The 21453-nt window shown below is 39.8% G+C and carries 17 protein-coding genes; 16 read left to right on the top strand and 1 reads right to left on the bottom strand.

What is annotated here, in order from left to right:
* Positions 1 to 105: 105 nt before the first annotated feature.
* From dnaG to clpB, 8 genes are all read left to right on the top strand, one after another.
* Positions 106 to 1941, top strand: coding sequence for a DNA primase (gene dnaG / locus ON15_RS04690; protein WP_010580324.1), 1836 nt, complete (start codon positions 106 to 108; stop codon positions 1939 to 1941).
* Positions 1942 to 1953: 12 nt separating this feature from the next.
* Positions 1954 to 3081, top strand: coding sequence for an RNA polymerase sigma factor RpoD (gene rpoD, locus ON15_RS04685; protein WP_010580323.1), 1128 nt, complete (start codon positions 1954 to 1956; stop codon positions 3079 to 3081).
* Between the two features lie 286 nt (positions 3082 to 3367).
* A complete protein-coding gene (locus ON15_RS04680) occupies positions 3368 to 4285 on the top strand; it encodes a PLP-dependent cysteine synthase family protein (protein ID WP_010580322.1) in 918 nt (305 codons plus the stop codon).
* 23 nt (positions 4286 to 4308) lie between these two features.
* The gene (locus ON15_RS04675; RefSeq protein ID WP_010580321.1) at positions 4309 to 5454 is read left to right on the top strand and encodes a trans-sulfuration enzyme family protein; all 1146 of its coding nucleotides are present in this window, start codon (positions 4309 to 4311) and stop codon (positions 5452 to 5454) included.
* Between the two features lie 150 nt (positions 5455 to 5604).
* Positions 5605 to 6318 (top strand): tRNA (adenine(22)-N(1))-methyltransferase, encoded by a 714-nt coding sequence (locus ON15_RS04670; protein WP_010580320.1) that lies wholly within the window; start codon positions 5605 to 5607, stop codon positions 6316 to 6318.
* A complete protein-coding gene (locus ON15_RS04665) occupies positions 6305 to 7420 on the top strand; it encodes a Nif3-like dinuclear metal center hexameric protein (RefSeq protein ID WP_010580319.1) in 1116 nt (371 codons plus the stop codon). Before ON15_RS04670 ends, ON15_RS04665 begins: the two co-directional genes overlap by 14 nt.
* A gap of 14 nt (positions 7421 to 7434) precedes the next feature.
* The gene (pepT, locus tag ON15_RS04660) at positions 7435 to 8682 is read left to right on the top strand and encodes a peptidase T (RefSeq protein WP_010580318.1); all 1248 of its coding nucleotides are present in this window, start codon (positions 7435 to 7437) and stop codon (positions 8680 to 8682) included.
* A gap of 85 nt (positions 8683 to 8767) precedes the next feature.
* The gene (clpB, locus tag ON15_RS04655) at positions 8768 to 11368 is read left to right on the top strand and encodes an ATP-dependent chaperone ClpB (RefSeq protein WP_010580317.1); all 2601 of its coding nucleotides are present in this window, start codon (positions 8768 to 8770) and stop codon (positions 11366 to 11368) included.
* 43 nt (positions 11369 to 11411) lie between these two features.
* Here the strand turns inward: clpB and ON15_RS04650 are convergent, their stop codons facing one another.
* Entirely contained in the window at positions 11412 to 11600 is a 189-nt protein-coding gene (locus tag ON15_RS04650) for a YjzD family protein (protein WP_010580316.1), read from the bottom strand.
* Between the two features lie 128 nt (positions 11601 to 11728).
* Between ON15_RS04650 and dnaE the strand changes: the two genes are divergently transcribed.
* The 8 genes from dnaE to ON15_RS04610 all read left to right on the top strand — a co-directional run bounded on the left by dnaE (position 11729) and on the right by ON15_RS04610 (position 21387).
* On the top strand, positions 11729 to 15064 hold the full coding sequence (dnaE, locus tag ON15_RS04645; RefSeq protein ID WP_010580315.1) for a DNA polymerase III subunit alpha: 3336 nt from the start codon (positions 11729 to 11731) through the stop codon (positions 15062 to 15064).
* Between the two features lie 117 nt (positions 15065 to 15181).
* Positions 15182 to 16144, top strand: coding sequence for a 6-phosphofructokinase (gene pfkA, locus ON15_RS04640; protein WP_010580314.1), 963 nt, complete (start codon positions 15182 to 15184; stop codon positions 16142 to 16144).
* Between the two features lie 72 nt (positions 16145 to 16216).
* Positions 16217 to 17977 carry a pyruvate kinase gene (pyk, locus tag ON15_RS04635; protein ID WP_010580313.1) on the top strand — a complete coding sequence of 587 codons (1761 nt, stop codon included), beginning with the start codon at positions 16217 to 16219 and terminating at the stop codon, positions 17975 to 17977.
* A gap of 208 nt (positions 17978 to 18185) precedes the next feature.
* The gene (locus tag ON15_RS04630; protein ID WP_010580312.1) at positions 18186 to 18644 is read left to right on the top strand and encodes a DUF441 domain-containing protein; all 459 of its coding nucleotides are present in this window, start codon (positions 18186 to 18188) and stop codon (positions 18642 to 18644) included.
* 19 nt (positions 18645 to 18663) lie between these two features.
* The gene (locus tag ON15_RS04625; protein WP_010580311.1) at positions 18664 to 19524 is read left to right on the top strand and encodes a CvfB family protein; all 861 of its coding nucleotides are present in this window, start codon (positions 18664 to 18666) and stop codon (positions 19522 to 19524) included.
* A gap of 31 nt (positions 19525 to 19555) precedes the next feature.
* Complete coding sequence (gene fur / locus ON15_RS04620; RefSeq protein WP_010580310.1) at positions 19556 to 20029, top strand: ferric iron uptake transcriptional regulator; 474 nt, start codon at positions 19556 to 19558, stop codon at positions 20027 to 20029.
* 25 nt (positions 20030 to 20054) lie between these two features.
* Positions 20055 to 20942, top strand: coding sequence for a site-specific tyrosine recombinase XerD (gene xerD, locus ON15_RS04615; RefSeq protein ID WP_026049488.1), 888 nt, complete (start codon positions 20055 to 20057; stop codon positions 20940 to 20942).
* Between the two features lie 82 nt (positions 20943 to 21024).
* The gene (locus ON15_RS04610; RefSeq protein ID WP_010580308.1) at positions 21025 to 21387 is read left to right on the top strand and encodes a GNAT family N-acetyltransferase; all 363 of its coding nucleotides are present in this window, start codon (positions 21025 to 21027) and stop codon (positions 21385 to 21387) included.
* Positions 21388 to 21453: the final 66 nt, after the last annotated feature.

The raw sequence follows: 21453 nt of genomic DNA, 5'->3' as shown, positions 1-21453 counted from the left end.
TATTTTTGCGCTAAAATTAAAAAGAGTGTTTTGAGGAGTCGCACAGCTTTGTGCGGCTTTTGTTGACCTAAATGATCGTAAGCTGAATAAGGAGGTCGAACAATCATGCGGATTCCTGAAGAAGTGATCGAACAAGTTCGTTCAAATGTTGAGATTGTTGATATTATCGGCCAATATGTTCAATTACGTAAATCAGGGAAAAATTATTTTGGCTTATGTCCGTTTCACGAAGAAAAAACGCCTTCTTTCTCAGTTGCACCTGAGAAGCAAATTTTTCATTGCTTTTCTTGTCATCGCGGTGGCAACGTGTTCAAATTCATCATGGAGATCGAAAAAATCAGTTTTCCTGAAGCGGTATTCAAAGTAGCTGAACTTGGTGGGATCTCACTTCCACCGCAACTGTTGAATTCGAGTTTTGAGGAGGAGGCAGTTGATTCAGAAACTAATCAGTTAAGACGTGCTTATAGTGAAGCTGCCCAGTTGTTTCACCATATTTTGCTTAATACTCAGTTGGGAGAAAGTGCTTTGGCTTATCTACAAGACCGGGGCTTAACGACAGAAACAATTGAGAAATTTCAATTAGGTTTTGCGCCTCAACGGGAAATTTTAGTGGCATTCTTGTCAGAAAAGGGCTTTTCACAGCAGTTGTTAATTAAAACTGGGTTGTTTGCTGACAAGGAAAATGGTGTTTTGCGGCAGCGCTTCAGGGGAAGAGTCTTATTCCCAATTCGTGATGCGCAAGGCTATGTAGTTGCTTTTTCTGGGCGAACATTAAGCCAAGATCCCAAAGTTCCTAAATATTTGAACAGCCCCGAAACTAAGTTATTTAATAAACGCAGGATTTTGTTTAATTTTGATTTAGCTAAGTCGGCCATCAGACAAAATGGTTTTGCTTTATTACTGGAAGGTTTTATGGATGTTTTATCAGCCTATCAGGCCGGAGTTCAAAATGGGATTGCTTCAATGGGGACTAGTTTAACGAATGAACAAGTTTATTTATTAGAGCGAACTACTGAGCATTTGTGTTTATGTTATGATGGTGATAAACCTGGGCAAAATGCGATCGCTCGTGCCTTAAAGCTGCTTCAACCAGTAACTCGCTTGAAATTGAATGTCGTTCTGTTGCCTGAAAAGCAAGATCCAGATGAGTATATTCAAAAAAATGGTGGTCAAGCATTCAAAAATTTAGTTACTAAAAAACAACAAACCAAAATGTCTTTTTGGATGACTTATTTAGCTACTAGACATAACTTGGAAAATGAGAACGAACAGTTAGCCTATATTTCAGAAGTTTTAGAGAAAATTGCTCAATTGACAGAGCCAATTGAACGTGATTTGTATCTTAATCAATTAGCTAAACGTTTTTCATTAGAAAAGAGTAGTTTGACCAAACAGTTACACTTACTAATACGCCAACAAAAACAATTTAAGCAGCCAATTTCTTCTCTTCAGTTGCAGCAGTCGCCGGACGTATCATTGCATGCGGAGAGAAAATATAGTCAAATTGAAAAAGCTGAACGTTTATTGCTTTATCGATTATTGCATAGTTATGAGGTTCGTTCACATCTCAAAGGAGTGACGGGATTTTCATTTATTCATGATCAGTATCAAACAATATATTTACTGGCAGAGGGTTACTTTCAAGCTTATGACGAATATGAAACAGCACGTTTTTTGGATTTTTTACAAGCTGATGATTTACGGCAGATAATTATTAGTCTGGAAATTGAAAATTATGCTCAGGATGGTTCGATGGAAGAAATTCAAGATTGTGTACGTTTGATTATGCAGGTTTCACCGATTGAGGAAAAGCTATTGCAAATTAAACAACAGTTAATTGCAGCACGCAAAACAAATGATCAGCAATTAATTACTAAATTAACGATTGAATTTGTTGATTTATTAAAACAAAAACAGCTGAAAAAATCAACTTCACTTTAAGGAGGCTGCATAATGGCAGAAGAGAAAATGAACAAGGATTCAGCAGAATATAAAAAAGAGTTGCGGAAAGTAATTCGTGAGTTCAAACCTGCTAAACAAATCACTTATGATGAACTGACTAAACGTTTAGTTTCGCCATTTGGTTTAGAAAGCAAACAAATGGAAGCATTGATCCAACATATTGAAGATGAAGGAATTTCAGTTGTTGATGAAAATGGTGAACCAAGTAAGTATAGTTTACAAGCAGTTGCCAATCAAAATCAGGATGATGCTAAAGAAGTCGAGCGAGAAGCTGGAGCACCATCTGGGGTTAAGATCAATGATCCAGTGCGGATGTATTTGAAAGAAATTGGGCGCGTAAATCTGCTGACTGCTGATGAAGAAGTTGCATTAGCTTTACGGATCGAAAAAGGAGACGAAGAAGCAAAACAACGCCTAGCTGAAGCTAACTTGCGTTTAGTTGTTTCAATCGCCAAGCGTTATGTTGGTCGCGGGATGTCATTCCTTGATCTGATCCAAGAAGGTAACATGGGACTAATGAAGGCAGTTGAAAAATTTGATTACCGAAAAGGATTTAAATTTTCAACGTATGCTACCTGGTGGATCAGACAGGCGATCACTCGAGCAATTGCCGATCAAGCTCGGACGATTCGGATTCCTGTTCATATGGTTGAGACAATCAACAAATTGATCCGAATCCAGCGCCAAATGTTGCAAGATTTGGGTCGTGAACCAACACCGGAAGAAATCGGTGCTGAAATGGATATGCCGACCGATAAAGTCAGAGAAATTTTGAAGATTGCCCAAGAACCGGTTTCCTTAGAGACACCAATCGGTGAAGAAGATGATTCACATTTAGGCGATTTCATTGAAGATCATGATGCAACCAGCCCGGCTGACCATGCGGCTTATGAATTACTTAAGGAACAGCTGGAAAGTGTCTTGGAGACCTTAACTGATCGGGAAGAAAATGTTTTGCGCTTGCGTTTTGGGTTGGATGATGGCCGAACCAGAACGCTTGAGGAAGTCGGCAAAGTCTTTGGCGTAACGCGGGAACGGATTCGGCAAATCGAAGCGAAAGCATTACGAAAATTACGGCATCCTTCACGATCCAAGCAGCTGCGTGATTTTCTGGAATAAAAAAAGACTTGTCTTATTTAAAGACAACTGGTATTCTTAATTTAAAGAAAAGAGGGCTGTTGATGAAAGACTTTAAGCTTAATTTTGTAGCATGTTGTTGTCGCAATTCGCGTTTTTATGCGTGGAGTGCGACGACTTGGTGTGGCAATTTTTCAAGCTAGAGCTTTATTTTCAGTGAGAAAGAGTTGTAACAGTCAACGGCTTATAAACGTATGAGGACGTGAATCAATTTTGGTTCGCGTCTTTTTTTGCACTTTTCTTTAAAACAATTAAGGAGGAATCTTTGATGATTTACACCCAAATAAGTCAATTAGTTGGGAAAACGCCGCTAATTGAGTTGCCACTTGCAGCTCCCAAGCAGTCACATATTTTCGCAAAATTGGAAATGTTTAATCCTGGAGGCAGTATCAAAGATCGCTTGGGAAAATATTTACTGGAACAAGCCTTTGAGAAACAGTTGATCAATGCTGAAACAACGATCATTGAACCAACAGCTGGTAATACCGGGATTGGGTTGGCTTTAGCTGCTGGCCAGGTTGGCTTGAAAACCATTTTGGTGGTACCAGAAAAATTTAGTCAAGAAAAACAATTATTGATGAAAGCACTGGGAGCTCAAATTGTCCATACTCCAAGTCAAGCAGGAATTGTGGGTGCAATTAAACGAGCACAAGAATTAGCTGAGAAACTACCTAATAGTTATGTACCAATGCAGTTTGATAATCCAGCTAATCCAGAAACATATTATCAAACGCTAGCTCCAGAAATTTGGCAAGAGTTTCAGGCAAATCATTTAAAATTAGCAGGTTTTGTTGCTGGGGCAGGCAGTGGCGGGACTTTTGTTGGTGCAGCACGCTATTTTAAAGAACAGCTTCCCAACATCAAAACGGCCATTGTTGAACCAGAAGGATCAATCCTAAATGGTGGACCGGAGCACCCACATCGAATCGAAGGAATTGGTGTGGAATTTATTCCGCCATTTTTGCGACGACAAGAGGTTGATCGAATTTTTACGATCAGTGATCAACAAGCTTTTAAATGGGTTAAAAGCTTAGCTAAAGATTTTGGAATTTTTGCAGGCAGTTCCAGCGGAGCAGCTTTAGCAGCCAGCTGGCAGTTGGCCGAAGAATTGCCACCCCAAAGCAATATCGTCACGGTATTTCCCGACAGCAGTGAAAGATATCTCAGTCAACAGATTTATAATTAATAATTTGGAAAGGAAGTTAAACAATGGATTTTAAAACGCAATTAATTCACGGTGGAATCAATCAAGATCAAGCAACTGGAGCAGTCAGTGTCCCCATTTACCAAACATCAACTTTTGCTCAAAAAGAATTAGGTGGTCATCCGTCCTTTGAATATTCACGGACAGGCAATCCCACACGCTTAGCGGTTGAAAATTTAATTGCTGATTTAGAAAATGGAACAGCTGGTTTTGCTTTTGCTTCAGGTTCAGCCGCTATTCACACAGCTTTTTCACTTTTTTCGGCTGGTGATCATATTATTGTGGGCAATGACGTTTATGGTGGGACTTTTCGTTTGATTAACACCATATTGACACGCCTAGGGTTGGAATTTACGGCTGTTGATACGCGAAATTTAACTGCTGTTGCCAAGTCAATCAAAGCCAATACTAAAGCAATCTATTTAGAAACACCAACTAATCCTTTGATGCATATTTCTGATATTGCAGCTTTATCGCAATTAGCTAAGCACAATCAGCTTTTAATGATCGTTGATAATACTTTTGCTTCACCATATTTCCAACAACCATTAAATTTAGGAGCCGATTTAGTTTTACATAGTGCTTCGAAATATTTAGGTGGGCATAGTGATTTAATTGCTGGGTTAATCGTAGTCAAAGATGCTAAATTGGCTGAACAAATTGGTTACTTGCAAAATGCAATTGGTGGAATTTTAGGACCGCAGGATAGTTGGCTTTTGCAGCGTGGTATTAAAACACTGGCAGTTAGGATGGAAGCTCATCAGCAAAATGCACTAAAGATTTTTGAATTTTTGCAAAAAGATTCGCGAATCACTAAAATTTATTATCCAGGTGATCCGCAAGCTGCTGATTACCAGCTCGTTAAAAAGCAGATGACCGGTTTTGGCGGGATGCTTTCATTTGAAATCGATCGAAAGCTATCGGTCAAGAAATTTATTGAGAAACTCCGCTTGATCACTTTAGCAGAAAGTCTTGGTTCGGTAGAAAGTTTAATTGAAGTTCCCGCCATTATGACGCATGGCTCGATTCCTGAGCAGCTCCGTTTAGCTCATGGAATTTCAAATGAGTTGATTCGTCTTTCAGTTGGGATTGAAGCTGTTGAAGACTTGTTAGCTGATTTAAAACAAGCGTTGGATCAAGCTAAAAACTAACATTGAAAAATTGGCCGCTTGCTAAATAAAATTTTAAGACTGAAAAAGAATTTAATTTTTCAGTCTTATTTTTTGGGCCGCTTAAGACAACTTTTTTTTCAGCTTTAAGTCAGTTATACTTAAAGCTGAAAGATTTAAGGAGTGAAGACTTTGGATGCACATCATTTATCACAACGACTGCAGTTAGTTGCCAAGTATGTTCCAGCACGAGCTTTTTTGGCCGATATTGGCTCAGATCATGCCTACTTGCCAGTTAATCTAGCACTAAATCAGCGGATTAAGCGGGCAATTGCAGGTGAGATTGTTTCAGGACCATATGAAAATGCCCGCCGGGAAATTGAGCGATTTGATCTTAGTTCAATGGTCGTTGCTCGTCAAGCTGATGGTTTAGCTGCTATTAAATCGGCTGAAAAAGTTGATGTGATTTCAATTTGCGGAATGGGAGGTGCCTCGATCTGCCAGATTTTAACAGCTGGCTGGGAGCAGTTGAAAAAGTTTGCCCGGTGGCCGCGTTTGATTTTGCAACCCAATGTTGGCTCAATGGAAGTTCGTTGCTGGCTGCAGGCACACAGTTATCAGATTATTGCCGAAGAAATTTTGGAGGAAGATGGTCATATTTATGAAATTATTGTTGCTGATCCAGGAAAAAGTCAACAATTATTGACCGATCAGCAGCTATTATTTGGACCATTTTTATTAGCACATAAGGATTTGACTTTTCAAAAAAAATGGTCTCTGGAAATTAAAAAGCTCAAAAGAGTCTTAGTTCAGCTACACCGAGCTCAAATTGAGCCCTTAGCCAAAGAACAGCAGCTCCAGCAAAAGATTAAAATAATTGAAGGTGTTTTAAATGACAAAGGTTAAAGAAATTGTCGAGCGTTTTGAAAAATTTGCGCCCCAAGATATGGCTGAACCTGGTGACCCAGTAGGTTTGCAATTAGGAAGCCTGTCAGCAGAGGTCAAGAAAATGATGGTAACGCTGGATGTTCGTCCTGAGGTCGTTAAAGAGGCAATCGATCAACAGGTCGATTTTATCTTTGCCCACCATCCAGCGATGTTTCATCCGGTCAAGCATTTTGATTTGAGCGTTCCGCAAAATCAAATGTATGCTGATTTGATTAAACATGGAATTACGGTTTACGCGGCACATACCAATTTGGATAATGCCCATGATGGCATGAATGATTGGTTGGCAGCTGCTTTGGGATTAACAGCAACAAGTAGCCTTTTGCCCTTAAAAGAAGAACCGCTTGACCAGCTGTGTGTTTATGTCCCACGAACGGCAGCAGCTGCTGTTCGCCGAGCATTAGCTCAAGCCGGTGCTGGTTCAATCGGCAATTATACTGGTTGTTCCTATACTGCGATGGGAACTGGCCGTTTTTTGCCGAATCAAGCAGCTCAGCCACTGATTGGTCGGGTAAATCAGCCAAGTCAAGCAGTTGAAGAAAAAATTGAAGTTTTTGTTAAGCCACAAGTGGTTAGTCAGGCAATCCAAGCAATGTTGGCTGCACATCCGTATGAGGAGCCGGTTTATTATCTAGTACCAGTTCATGGCTTAAATCAAAAATATGGCATGGGACGCGTTGGGCAACTCAAACAGCCTATGACAGTTGAAGAATTTGCTTTGAAGTGCAAGCAGATTTTTCAAATTCCGGAGTTGCGCGTGATCAGCCCAAATTTAAATCAAATTATCAGCCGAGTGGCAGTTTTAGGCGGGAGCGGATCACAATTTTATCCAGCTGCACTCCAAGCTCATGCTGATGTTTATCTAACTGGTGATCTGACTTACCATACGGGGCATGACATTTTAGCAACGGGTTTAACGGTTATCGATCCAGGACACCATATTGAAAGCATTTGTAAGCCTAAGTTAAAACATTTATTTGAAAAATGGCGATCTGAGAATGACTGGCAGTTTTCAATTATTGCTTCAAAACTTAATACCGATCCATTTAAATTTATTTAACAAGGAGAATTAAGATGACGATCTATCAAAATTTAACCCCGCGATTTATTAAATATGTCAAAAAGGAGACGCGCTCTAATGAAAATTCGCAAACAATTCCCTCAACACCAAGCCAAGCTGAGTTTGCGCGTGAATTAGCAGCAGAATTAACTGATCTTGGTCTCAGTAAGGTTCACATTTCAAAAAAAAGTGCCTATGTTTTGGCAACCTTGCCTAGCAATTTAGCTGAAGATCGGCAAGTGCCAACGGTTGGTTTGCTTGCGCATATAGATACGGCTGATTTTAATGCTAAAAATGTTTCACCACAAATTATTAAGAACTATGATGGCAAGTCGGCAATTCAATTAGGATCCAGCCAGTATCGGCTTGATCCGCACGAGTTTCCAAATTTAAGAAATTATGCCGGTCAAGATCTGATTACGACTGATGGCCAAACATTACTGGGGGCGGATGATAAAGCCGGTGTAGCTGAAATTATTACGGCAGTTGAATATCTGTTGAATCATCCTGAGATCAAGCACGGTCAAATTCAAATTGGTCTTGGTCCAGATGAAGAAATTGGTACTGGTGCGGATCATTTCGATGTTAAAGAATTTAATGCTGATTTAGCATATACCGTTGATGGCGGTCCTTTAGGGGAATTAGAATATGAAACCTTTAATGCGGCTTTAGCTAAGGTAAAATTAATTGGCAAAAACGTTCATCCGGGTTCAGCCAAAAATGTCATGGTTAATGCATTGCAATTAGCCTTTGATTTTCAAGCCCAGCTGCCAAGTGATGAGATTCCAGAAAAAACTTCCGGTCGTCAGGGATTTTTTCATCTGCTGCAGTTGGCTGGCACAGTTGATCAAGCTAACATGACTTATATTATCCGTGATCATGATCGGGATAAATTTTCAGCGCGCAAGGATCTACTGCGGCAAATTGCACGTTTGATGAATGCCGAATATGGGCAAAAGCGTGTGATCGTTGACATACGCGATCAGTACTACAATATGCGTGAAATAATTGAAAAAGATTTGACAGTTGTTGAACTGGCGAAACAAGCAATGGAAGATTTGCAGATTAAGCCAGTAATTTTTCCTGTTCGTGGAGGCACAGATGGCTCAAAAATTTCGTTTATGGGTTTACCAACACCAAATTTATTCGCGGGTGGCGAAAATATGCATTCGCGCTTTGAGTTTGTTTCGTTGCAAACGATGCAGCAAGCTGTTGCCGTTGTTTTGAAAATTATTCAACTAATTGTTAAGCAAAATAGTTAAAGCAAACGTGTGTTTGAATTATAATATACTTGTTAAATTAAGTTTAACCAATTTTTTAGTGAGGGGTTCTAGAAAGGAATTTGAGATGGAAGATAATAAAATGACTTCAGCGGTGCAAGAAGCAATTGCTCAAGCTCAACAGATTGCGCAAACACGGCATCATCAAGAAATCGACATTCCACATTTGTTTAAATTTTTGATCCAGCCTGGCGAATTTGGAGCAGACCTATTTAAACGTGCACAAGTGGATCTCAAAGCTTTAGAGAATCAGCTTGACCAATTACTGGACGAGATTTCGGTGGTTGAAGGTTCAGTTCAATATGGGCAAACGCTCAGTTCAGCAATGTATCGTTTACTACTGGAGGCAGAGGAACTAAGAAAACAGCAAAATGATGACTATCTGGCTTTAGATACATTGATTTTGGCTTTGATGAAATTAGATAATAATCCTTTGACGATTTACCTGAAACGTCAGGGGTTGAGTTATCAGAAATTAGCCCAAGTTGTTGAAAAATTACGAGGAGGAGAACGCGTGACTTCTAAAAATCAAGAAACACAATATCAAGCCTTGGAAAAATACGGCGTTGATTTGGTTAAGGAAGTGCGGAATAACAAGGTTGATCCAATCATTGGACGGGATGATGAGATCAGGGATGTAATACGAATCTTGTCACGAAAGACGAAAAATAATCCAATTTTAATTGGTGAACCGGGAGTTGGTAAAACAGCGATAGTTGAGGGCTTAGCGCAACGAATTGTTCGGCGGGATGTACCTGACAACTTGAAAGATAAAACGATTTTTTCTCTTGATATGGGTTCCTTAATTGCTGGTGCTAAATATCGTGGTGAATTTGAGGAACGTTTAAAGGCGGTTTTAAAAGCTGTTAAGAAAAGCGCTGGGCAAATTTTACTGTTCATTGATGAAGTTCACAATATTGTTGGAGCTGGCAAAGCAGAAGGCAGCCTAGATGCGGGCAATTTGCTGAAGCCAATGCTGGCACGTGGTGAATTGCATTTAATTGGTGCGACGACTTTGGATGAGTACCGAGAATACCTTGAAAAAGATAAAGCTTTGGCAAGGCGTTTTCAACGGGTTATGGTGCAAGAACCAAGTGTGGAAGACACAATTTCAATTCTGCGGGGACTAAAAGAACGTTTTGAGATCCATCACGGCGTGCGAATCCATGACAATGCGCTAGTAGCTGCAGCGACTTTATCGAATCGGTATGTTACTGATCGTTTTTTGCCTGACAAAGCAATCGATCTGATTGATGAAGCTTGTGCAACGATTCGTGTTGAGATGAATTCAATGCCAACTGAATTGGATGAGGCAACCCGGAAATTAATGCGCCAAGAGGTTGAGGAAGCTGCTTTAAAAAAGGAAACCGATTCAGCTTCAAAGAAACGATTAGGTGAATTGCAAACGGAGCTGGCAGAAACACGGGAAAAAGTTAATGCTCTGAAAATGCGTTGGGAAAATGAAAAACAAGACATCAAACAAATAAGTGATAAAAAAAGTCAGTTGGATCAGGCGCGACATGATCTGGAAACAGCTGAAAATTCTTATGATTTGGAAAAGGCTGCTAAGTTGCAGCATGGTACGATTCCTAAGCTGGAAAAAGAGTTGCGCGACTTAGAAACAGCTAAGCGTCCTGATAATTGGTTAGTTGAAGAATCAGTTACTGAAAATGAAATTGCTCAGGTCGTCAGCCGCTCAACTGGAATTCCAGTTGCTAAGCTAGTTGAAAGTGAACGTGAAAAATTACTGAAGCTTCCACAAGCATTGCATCAGCGGGTAATTGGTCAAGATGAAGCAGTTGATGCGGTAGCCAATGCCGTTTTACGAGCCCGTGCTGGCTTACAGGATCCGGATCAGCCTTTGGGGACTTTTTTGTTCTTAGGGCCGACCGGTGTTGGTAAAACTGAATTAGCCAAAGCGTTGGCGGAAAATTTATTTGATTCAGAGAAGCATATGGTACGGATCGACATGAGTGAATATATGGAAAAACAGTCTGTTTCCCGTTTGGTGGGAGCCGCTCCTGGCTATGTTGGCTATGAAGAGGGCGGTCAATTGACTGAAGCAGTCCGTCGGAATCCGTACACGATCGTTTTACTGGATGAGGTTGAAAAAGCTCATCCGGATGTTTTCAATATTTTATTGCAAGTTTTCGATGACGGTCGTTTAACGGATGGTCAAGGAAGAACAGTTGATTTTAAGAATACGATCATTGTTATGACCTCTAATTTAGGCTCAGATATCCTGTTGGAACAAGTCAAAGATGATGAAATTTCGCCAGAGGTTAAGCAAACAGTTATGAAGTTAGCGCAGAGTCACTTTAAGCCAGAATTTTTAAATCGGATCGACGATATTATTATGTTTACGCCATTGAGCCTGGCAGCAATTGAAAAAATCGTTGACAAGTTCATTGCCCAGTTATCCCAAAGGCTAGCAGATCAAGAGATTAAGCTAGCGATTTCACCAACAGCCAAAAAATGGATTGCCCAACAAGGTTATGATCCCGCTTATGGAGCACGACCACTGCAACGGTATATCACCGAAGAGGTTGAAACTCCGTTAGCTAAAAAACTGATTGCCGGTAAAATTCAACCGCATTCGCTGGTTACGGTTGATTTGGATGCTGAAAAGCAATTAATATTTACCCCCGAACCACTGGCAATTGAATAAAACAAAAAGGGCTTGGAAAATTTCCAAGCCCTTTTTTCATGCCTTAGTGTTTATCAGCTGTGGGATCCTGAATAAAGGAATTTAAGATGTTCACTAATATAAAACCAATGACCATTGCAGTCAACCCATCAGCTAAAGGTGAAAAGGTTGCACCAGTCAAAGCTGAGCCAATGTAGCCGATAACTTCACCATAGATGAAACCCCAAAACAAAGTAACGAGTTGTTTTGCCATTTTTTTAACACCTCACAGTACAACAGTAGTTTAGCATAAAAATCGCTGATTAGCATCAAAATTTGTCAGAACAGTTCAAAATGTTTTTATTTTTTAGCAGCGACTTGTTATAATAACGGAGAAACGGGGTGAAAATTTTGCAAGGAATTTTGCAAACCATCAGTTGCTATAGCTTGCTTCAAAGCCCTTTAAGACTGGAAAGTTTGGTGGTAGCTGCTAAGGAGCGGGGTTACCAAGCGGTTGCTTTAACGGATCGAAACGTTTTATACGGTGCAGCTAAATTTTATCAGCTTTGTCAGCAGGCAAAAATTAAACCATTGATTGGCTTAACGCTGCAATTAACGACTAGCAATGAAGTTATTTTGCTAGCCAAAAATAATCGTGGCTATCAAAACCTGATGAAAATTTCGACACTCAAGAATCGTCTGTTAGCCAACAATGAGATGGAACTAGCGCTAGATCAGCTGGCAAGTTTTTTGGATGATCTCTATGTTATAATACCGCTGAATTCTGTCGTAAATTCCGCACTTAAACAAAATGATCAAGCCAGCGCCAAAAAGTGTCTAATTCAATGGCAGCAGCTTGTTTCAGCAGAAAATTTGTTAATTGGCGTCAGTCCACAGTTAGGTCAAGCAATTAAAGCAGAACTATTGGCTTTAGCGGCCCAGCTGAAAATACAAACGACTGCGTTGGAACCAGTTAATTATTTAAATCCAGCCGATCAAGCCTATCTTCAAGTTTTAAAAGCTATCGCTCAAGGAACAAAACTGCCGCCAACTGAACAGCTGAAAAAGCCAGCTTTAAAAAAGTGGTTACGACCAGCTGCTGAAGTTGCCCAAACTTATCGGATGGCTGGAATGCAGCCACAGTTGCAAAAATTGGAACAACTTTGCCAAACTGCATCATTTGAGTTAGCATTTTCGCGTCCTAATTTACCACATTATCCAACTCCAGCTGGCCAGACCGCAGCTAGTTATTTAAAACAGCTTTGTCAGCAAGGTTTGGCCAAAAGGAAAATCGATCTTAACAATCCACGCCAAGCAGCTTATGCCCAGCGCTTGGAACATGAGTTGCAGGTAATTAAACGAATGGGCTTTGATGACTATTTTTTGATTGTTTGGGATGTAACAAATTTTGCACATCGAGCTAAGATTGTTATCGGGCCTGGTCGTGGGTCAGCTGCGGGTTCTCTGGTAGCTTTTGCTTTGGCAATTACTGATGTTGATCCATTAAAATATGATTTACTGTTTGAGCGTTTTCTGAATGAAGAACGAGCTCAGATGCCAGATATTGATTTGGATCTGCCTGATACCCGTCGTCAAGAAGTGATTGCTTATTTGCAAAAGCGGTATGGTCAAGAACATGTTGCGCAGATCATCACCTTTGGGACTTTAGGAGCACGTCAAGCGTTACGTGATGTTGGGCGCGTCCTGGGAGCCAGCCAAGTTGAAATGAATAATTGGAGTCGCTCGATTCCCCATGAACTGAAAATTAAATTGAAAGATGCTTGGAAAAAATCGCCAAGATTGCGGGATCAAGTTGCAACTAGTGAAAAAAATCAACTAATTTTCAGAACGGCCTGTGCCTTAGAGGGCTTACCACGTCATTTTTCGATTCATGCTGCCGGAGTAATTTTAAGCGATCAGCAGTTAGCGGATTTAGTACCCTTACAAGTTGGCGGTGATGGGATGCAGCTGACGCAGTATACCAAGGACTTTGTTGAGCAGCTGGGACTGTTGAAAATTGATTTATTAGGGTTGCGTAATCTTAGTGTCTTAGACCAAGCTTTAAATTTTGTAAAAAAAGATTTTGATCCAAAGTTTGCCTTGCAGCAGATTTCATTAACAGACTCGCAAACTTTAGAGCTTTTTAAACAAGCTCGGACTAATGGTATTTTTCAATTTGAATCAGCGGGTATCCGCAATGTTTTACGTCAACTGCAACCTGAGTCCTTTGAAGATCTCACAGCGGTCAATGCCCTATTTCGCCCTGGCCCAATGGAGAATATCGGTCATTTTATTGCTCGTAAGCATCAGCAAGAGCCAATTGAATATCCAGCGGCATCGCTAAAGCCAATTTTGCAAAAAACTTATGGGATTTTGGTCTATCAGGAACAAGTTATGCAAGTTGCTTCGGTGATGGGGGGCTTTTCATTAGGACAAGCTGATATGCTGCGACGGGCGATGAGTAAAAAAAAGGCTGCTCAAATTGCCAGCTTAAAAGAAAAGTTTATCTCTGGAGCTCAGCAAAAAGGCTATTCAAATCAACTGGCAACGCAAGTCTATGAATATATTGAACATTTTGCTAATTATGGCTTTAATCGCTCACATGCTGTAGCCTATACCAAGATGGCTTTTGAGCTCGCCTATTTGAAGTGTCATTATCCAGCGGCTTTCTTGGCAGCATTGTTAGATTCTGTCAGCGGCGATCACGAAAAGACCCGCGCCTATGTTTTAGAAGCCCGTCAGTTGAAGTTGCAAGTTTTACCGCCTAATATTAACCAAAGTCAGTTTGGTTTTACTTTAGTAAACCAGCAGATTTTGTTTGGTTTAAGCTCGATTCGCCAATTGCGTCGTGATTTTATATGGACGATCTTAAAAGAACGAAAAAATGGTAAATATCAAAGTTTTCAGGACTTCTTGCAACGCATGCCAGTCAAATACTTAAAAAGTGAAACTCTTCAACCGTTGATCTATAGCGGATCTTGCGATAGCTTTGGCTTTAACCGAGCGACTTTGATTCATAATTTGTCCAAGGTTTTGGATAATATTCTTTTAAGTGGTAATAATGTGGAGCTCTTGACGGTATTAGCTCCCAAAATTGAGCAAGTTGCTGATTTCACAGTTAGTGAAAAAATCACTAAGGAAATTGAATATTTGGGGACTTTTTTGTCGGCCCATCCAGTTGAGCAATATCGTCAACTGGCAGAAATCGAAGGTGTTTCATTAGTCAGTCAGTTGCAGGTAAACCAGGCAGTCAAAGTGTTGTTGTACGTTAAAAAAGTTAAAGAGATTCGTACCAAGAAAGGTGAACAAATGGCCTTCTTGAGTGGCGAAGATCAGTCAGGTCAATTAGAGGTAACAATTTTTCCAAATCTTTTTCGTCAGTTGTCAAGTTTAGTACCTGAGCAAGTGTATTTAATAACTGGCAAAGTTGATGATCGTCAACAACGACGGCAAATCATTGCCATTAAATTAGAGTTGGCCGCTGCTGTGAAAGCAAAAATAAAAAAAATTTTTTTCATTCGCTTGCCAGTTGAAATTTCAGCAAAAAAAAAGCAATTTCTCTGGCAGTTAATGAAAAAAAATCCAGGCACTAATCCGGTGATTATTTATGAAGCAGCTACTCGCAAAAAATTTGTTTTGGCGGCACGCTATTGGCTGAATGATAGGGTCGAGCTGGCGACAAAAATCAGTCAACTGATCGGTTCAGAAAACGTCGTCGTTAAAAATGAAAATAATTGAAAAGATATTGTGATAAACTGAATTTAATTTCCAAATTTACAAGACAAGTTATTACAAAAGTGTTAATATTATCGGTGGAGAATGTGTTGTTCCATTAAATTTACACGGGGTGAAAAAATGAAACGCATAGGAATTTTAACAAGCGGCGGTGATTCATCAGGCATGAACGCAGCAATTCGTGCAATTGCTCGTTCGGCAATGTCGGCAGGATTAGAGGCCTATGGAATTAATTATGGTTTTGCAGGCTTGGTAGCTGGTGATATTCATCAATTGAGTTCAATTGAAATGGATGGAATCATTGCTCGAGGCGGTACAATTTTGTACTCAGCTCGTTTTCCAGAATTTGCTGAAGAAAAGACCCAGCTAAAAGGTATCGAACAACTCAAAAAATTTGGGATTGATGCTTTAGTTGTAATTGGTGGGGATGGTTCATATCACGGTGCTGAGCGTTTGACTCAACATGGTTTTAATTCGGTCGGTATTCCTGGAACGATTGATAATGATATTCCAGGTACTGATTTTACAATTGGGTTTGATACAGCGGTTAATACGGCGGTTGAAGCTCTTGATCGGATTAATGATACCGCAACTTCTCATCAACGAGTTTTTGTTGTTGAAGTCATGGGTCGCGGTGCGGGTGACATTGCTTTATGGGCTGGTGTAGCTGCTGGTGCTGACGCAATCGTTATTCCAGAACGTGATTATGATATTCAAGCAATTGCTGAAAAGATCAAAGAAAATCGGAAAAATGGCAAGGATCATGCTTTGATTGTTATCGCAGAAGGGGTAATGTCTGCGGCAGACTTTAAAAAACAGCTTGATCAATACGGAGAGTTTGATAGCCGAGCAATTACTTTAGGTCATATTCAGCGTGGCGGACAGCCAACTGCTAAAGATCGCGTTTTAGCCAGCCGCTTTGGTGACTATGCTGTTAAATTGCTCTTGGAGGGCAAGGGCGGTTTAGCAATCGGCATTCGCAATAACCAGTTAGTCGCAACTGATATCATTGATACATTGGAAAATCATAAGCATATTACCGATGTTTCCTTGCAAGATGTTAATAAACGGTTGCGTTTTTAGTTTTGTTTTAATTTTTGTAAAGAATTGACATAAAAGTCATCTTTAAAAAACTTTAAAGGAGAGATTTTATTCATGAAGAAAACCAAGATTGTAAGTACGCTTGGACCAGCCAGTTCTGATTTGGATACAATTGTCAAATTAATTGAAGCCGGAGCAAATGTTTTTCGTTTCAACTTTTCTCATGGTGATCACGAGGAGCATTTGGCACGTTTGAATTTAGTTCATCAAGCCGAAAAAATTACCGGCAAGATTGTCGGTATCATGCTTGATACGAAAGGTGCCGAAATCCGGACAACGGTTCAAAAAGATGGTAACATTAAATTCCATATTGGTGATGAAGTCCGGATCTCAATGGATGCTTCAATTGAGGGAACTCATGAAAAGATTGCTGTTACCTATCCAGGTTTGATTGATGATGTTCATGAAGGTGGTCATGTTTTATTTGATGATGGCTTGATTGATATGCAAATTGAAAAGATTGATCGTGAAAAGAATGAACTTGTTTGCAAAGTTCAAAATGAAGGTGTTCTTGGCTCACGTAAAGGGGTTAATGCACCTGGTGTTGCAATCAATTTACCAGGAATTACTGAGAAAGATTCAAATGATATTCGCTTTGGTTTGGATCATGAAATCAATTATATCGCTGCCAGTTTTGTTCGTAAACCGCAAGATGTTCTTGATATTCGTGAATTACTTGAAGAAAAACATATGGAACATGTGCAAATCTTCCCGAAGATTGAATCACAAGAAGGTATCGACAACTTCGATGAGATCATTAAAGTTTCAGATGGTTTGATGGTTGCCCGTGGTGATATGGGTGTTGAAATTCCAGCTGAAAATGTTCCGTTGGTTCAAAAATCATTGATCAAGAAATGCAATGCTTTGGGCAAACCAGTTATTACTGCTACACAAATGCTTGACTCGATGCAAGAACATCCACGTCCAACACGTGCTGAAGCTTCTGATGTTGCTAATGCTGTGTTTGATGGAACTGATGCAACAATGCTTTCCGGTGAAAGTGCTAATGGTGATTATCCAGTTGAATCAGTTGCAACGATGGCTCGGATTGATGTTAAAGCTGAAAATGCTTTGCGTGAACATCGTCATTTCTCAATCAACGATTTTGATAAAACAGATGTTACTGAAGCAATTGGTCGCGCAGTTGCTGAAGCTGCAGATAATTTGGGAATTAAAACGATTGTTGCTGCAACTAAGTCTGGCCATACTGCTCGGATGATTTCAAAGTATCGTCCAGATGCTGATATTTTGGCAGTTACTTTTGATGATCGAACACGCCGCGGTTTAACAGTTAACTGGGGTGTTTATCCAGTTGTTACAGATGCTCCAGCATCAACCGATGAAATGTTTACTTTGGCAACTGAAAAAGCAAAAGAAGAAGGCTTTGCTAAAGAAGGCGATTTGATTTTGATCACGGCTGGTGTTCCAGTTGGTGAAAAAGGCACAACTAACTTGATGAAGATTCAATTAATTGGTACTAAGTTAGTTTCGGGCCAAGGTGTTGGTGACGAAACAGTTATTGGTAAGGCAGTTGTTGCCACATCTGCTGCTGAAGCAAATGAAAAAGCTGTTGAAGGTGCTGTTTTGGTAACTAAGACAACTGATAAAGATTATTTGCCAGCAATTGAAAAAGCTAGTGCTTTAGTTGTCGAAAATGGTGGTTTAACTTCTCACGCCGCAGTTGTCGGTATCTCAATGGGGATCCCAGTTGTTGTGGGTGCTAAAGATGCTACTCAAGCAATCAAGAATGGTGAAGTTGTCACAGTTGATTCACGGCGGGGAATTGTTTACCGTGGAGCTTCAAACGCACTTTAAGATTTTGATTTAATGAAGTAATTTAATTAAAGCTGGATCGATAATGATCTGGCTTTTTTTGTTATGCGAAAATCTGCGGTGGATTTTAATCTTTGTAGGCAAAAAGACTGGCAAGCAGATAGTTAAGGGCTGGAACTGCTGTTCAATTACTAAAGGTCAGATAGCTTTTCTCAACAAGATCAGTTAAAATGAATGATGAGGTGACAAGATGGAAAGCTGGCTTTTTTTAGGATTAATTTTAATGATTGCATTACTAGCAAAAAATACCTCGTTGATTTTAGCAACTTTAGTCGTTATGATTTTGAAGTTTTTGCCTTTAACGAGTAAACTAATGACACTAATTGAAAAACAAGGGATCAACTGGGGAGTAACGATTATTTCGGTTGCGATTTTAATTCCGATTGCTACCGGTCGGATCTCTTTTAATGATTTGTTGCAGGTCTTTCACAGCCCAGCAGGATGGATCGCCATTGGTTGTGGTATTTTGGTAGCAGTTTTATCAAAACAGGGGGTTTCGTTGTTGGCTACTTCGCCACAAATAACAGTTGCTTTATTGTTAGGCACAATCATCGGAGTTGTGGCTTTACAAGGTGTTGCCGCTGGACCGGTAATTGCCTCTGGAATTGCTTATTGCATTTTTTCAATTTTGCATCTTAACTTGAATTAAAATCGGAGGAAATACCATAATGGTTAAAAATTTAATTGGACAAATCGTGGTCGCTAAAATGATCGACCAAAATCAGGATTCGTATTTTGTCCAGGCACAAGCTCAAACTTTGCGAGTTGCTAAACAGGAACTCGCAGCTGATTTGAAAAAGGGTACCGAGATTCGCGGACTGGTTTATGAAAATGAAAAACATCAGTTGCAGCTGACAACTCAGATTCCCCAAATTGGCGTGGGACGCTATGCTTTTGGTAAAGTGGTTTCCATCAAGCGTGATCTGGGTGTTTTTGTTGATATTGGTCTAGAGAATAAAGATATTGCTGTTTCTTTGGATGAGTTGCCGGAATTACATCAATTGTGGCCGAAAACAGGTGACCAGTTGATGATTGCTTTGAAAGTTGATCAAAAGGGGCGCTTATGGGGAACATTAGCGACACCAGAAATTTTTCAGCAAATTTCCGTTAAAGCTGATCCAGCAATGATGAATCAAGATGTCGAAGCAACTGTTTTTCGTTTAAAATTAGCTAGGACTCTAGTGATTACTAAAGATTTTTATTTAGGATTTATTCATCCAACTCAGCGTGATCAGGAACCGCGTTTAGGTGAGGTTTTGAAAGCACGAGTCATTGGAGTTCGACCTGACGGAATTTTAAACTTATCATTGAAGCCACGAGCTTATGAAGCAATCGGTGATGATGCTGCCATGCTGTTGAGTGTCTTGCAGCATCAAAATGGCGTTTTACCATTTAGTGATCAAAGTTCGCCGCAAACAATTAATGAACATTTTGGAATCAGTAAGGGACGTTTCAAACGAGCAATCGGTCATTTGATGAAAAATGGTTTAGTGACTGAAAAAGATGGTAAACTATTTTTAAAAGCCTGATTAAAATAAGTACAGGAAAGAAGTGATAACTTTGTCTTTATTGACTGATGAGCTTGGGCGAATCGAAACAAGTCTTCACCAAGCCGGCTTAAAGTTGACTCCCCAGCGCAAAGCAACTGTTAAGACGCTTTTAAAAAATCATACGCGGCATTTATCGGCGGAAGAACTGTTTGCTTTGGTTAAAGAAGATGAACCGGAAATCGGATTAGCGACTGTTTATCGCACGGTAGAGGTTTTGGCTGAATTGAAGATCGTTAATCGCGTTACGTTTGAAGATGGTATGACACGTTACGATTTGCGAACAAGTGATAATGGTCACTTTCACCATCATCTTCTCTGTCAAAAATGCGGCAAAGTTCAGGAAATTCATGAAGATCTATTAACTGATGTTGAAAAACAGGTCTGGCAGCGTTTTGGTTTTAAAGTACTCGACCATCGTCTAACTTTGATGGGAATTTGTCAGGATTGTTTAGCTAAAGAGCAACAAGCAAAAGATGATCTTTGAGCTTTTTGAAATTAGGTGAGCAGCAATTAATGATATATTAAATGATTATTTACATTATTTAAAGGTTGAACGTGATTTAGCTGATAACACAATCGTCAGTTATGGCAACGATTTAAAGCAATTTGAAAGTTATCTTCAAAAAAAATCGGTTACAACTTTTAAGCAAGTAACCCGTAATCAGATTTTGGCTTTTTTGCAAGTTGAAATGGAAATTGCGAAAAGTTCAAGTTCAATTACGCGCATGATAACGAGTTTGCGTAAATTTTTTCAGTATCTTGCTCAAGAAAATTTGCTTGAACATGATCCGATGCTATTAATCGATACTCCCAAAAGCCAGCATCATCTACCAGCAGTTTTGTCATTAACCGAAATTGAACGGCTTTTACAGGTTCCTGATACCAATAAATTATTAGGAATGCGTGATCGTGCAATTTTGGAAGTTATGTATGCAACTGGCTTGCGAGTCAGCGAATTAGTCAATTTGAAATTATCCGATTTGCATTTAGATCTGGGCTTGATTCAGACCTTAGGCAAAGGTCAAAGGGAACGAATCATTCCAATTGGTTCCCAAGCAGTTAAATGGCTGGGAAAATATCTTGCGGAAGTTCGTCCCCGACTTTTGAAACAGCAAACCTCGAGTTATGTTTTTTTAAATTTTCATGGCAAACAGCTGACTAGACAAGGAATTTGGAAAAACTTAAAACAAATTGTTGTGCAAGCAGGAATTGATAAGGATGTTACTCCGCATACTTTGCGGCATTCTTTTGCAACGCATATCTTAGAAAATGGGGCGGATTTGCGGGTTGTTCAAGAACTTTTGGGACATGCTGATATCTCAACAACGCAGATTTATACGCACCTTTCAAAAAAAAGGCTTCAGCGGATCTACCAGCAATTTCATCCTCGTGCTTAGAAAATTTGTTTCATTTCTTAAATTATGGTAAAGTATTTGCGAACTTAGGATTTAGCTGAAAGTTGACCATAGGAGGTCTGAAATGCTTTATAAATATAAAAATGACTACGAGAAAATTGCAATGGGTCTGCTATCCTTTATTCCAGATCTGAAAGAAATTTCCCACTTGAAGGCGGAGTTTAAATGGTATTGTGAAGATGAAAATCGAGTTCTTTTTTTGTGGAAAAATGATCACGGTGATTTTGTCGGTATTTTAGGAGTCGAAGTTAGTGAAGAAATCTTAATGGTTAGGCATATTGCAGTCTCACCGGGCAATCGGCAAGAAGGAATCAGCTTTCAAATGCTTGATGCTTTAGTGCAACTTTATCCGGAACGAAAAGTTATGGGAAGCATGGAAACGGCGAGTTTAATCACTAAATGGGAACAACATCATGCAGAAATTTGAAGAAAGATCGTCACAGCCAACTTTGAAACTAACAAGTTTTGAAGGGCCGTTGGATTTGCTGTTGCA

Origin of the sequence: Liquorilactobacillus vini DSM 20605 (assembly GCF_000255495.1) — a bacterium.
Classification (GTDB): Bacteria; Bacillota; Bacilli; order Lactobacillales; family Lactobacillaceae; genus Liquorilactobacillus; species Liquorilactobacillus vini.
This window is presented reverse-complemented; position numbering and strand designations above follow the sequence as displayed.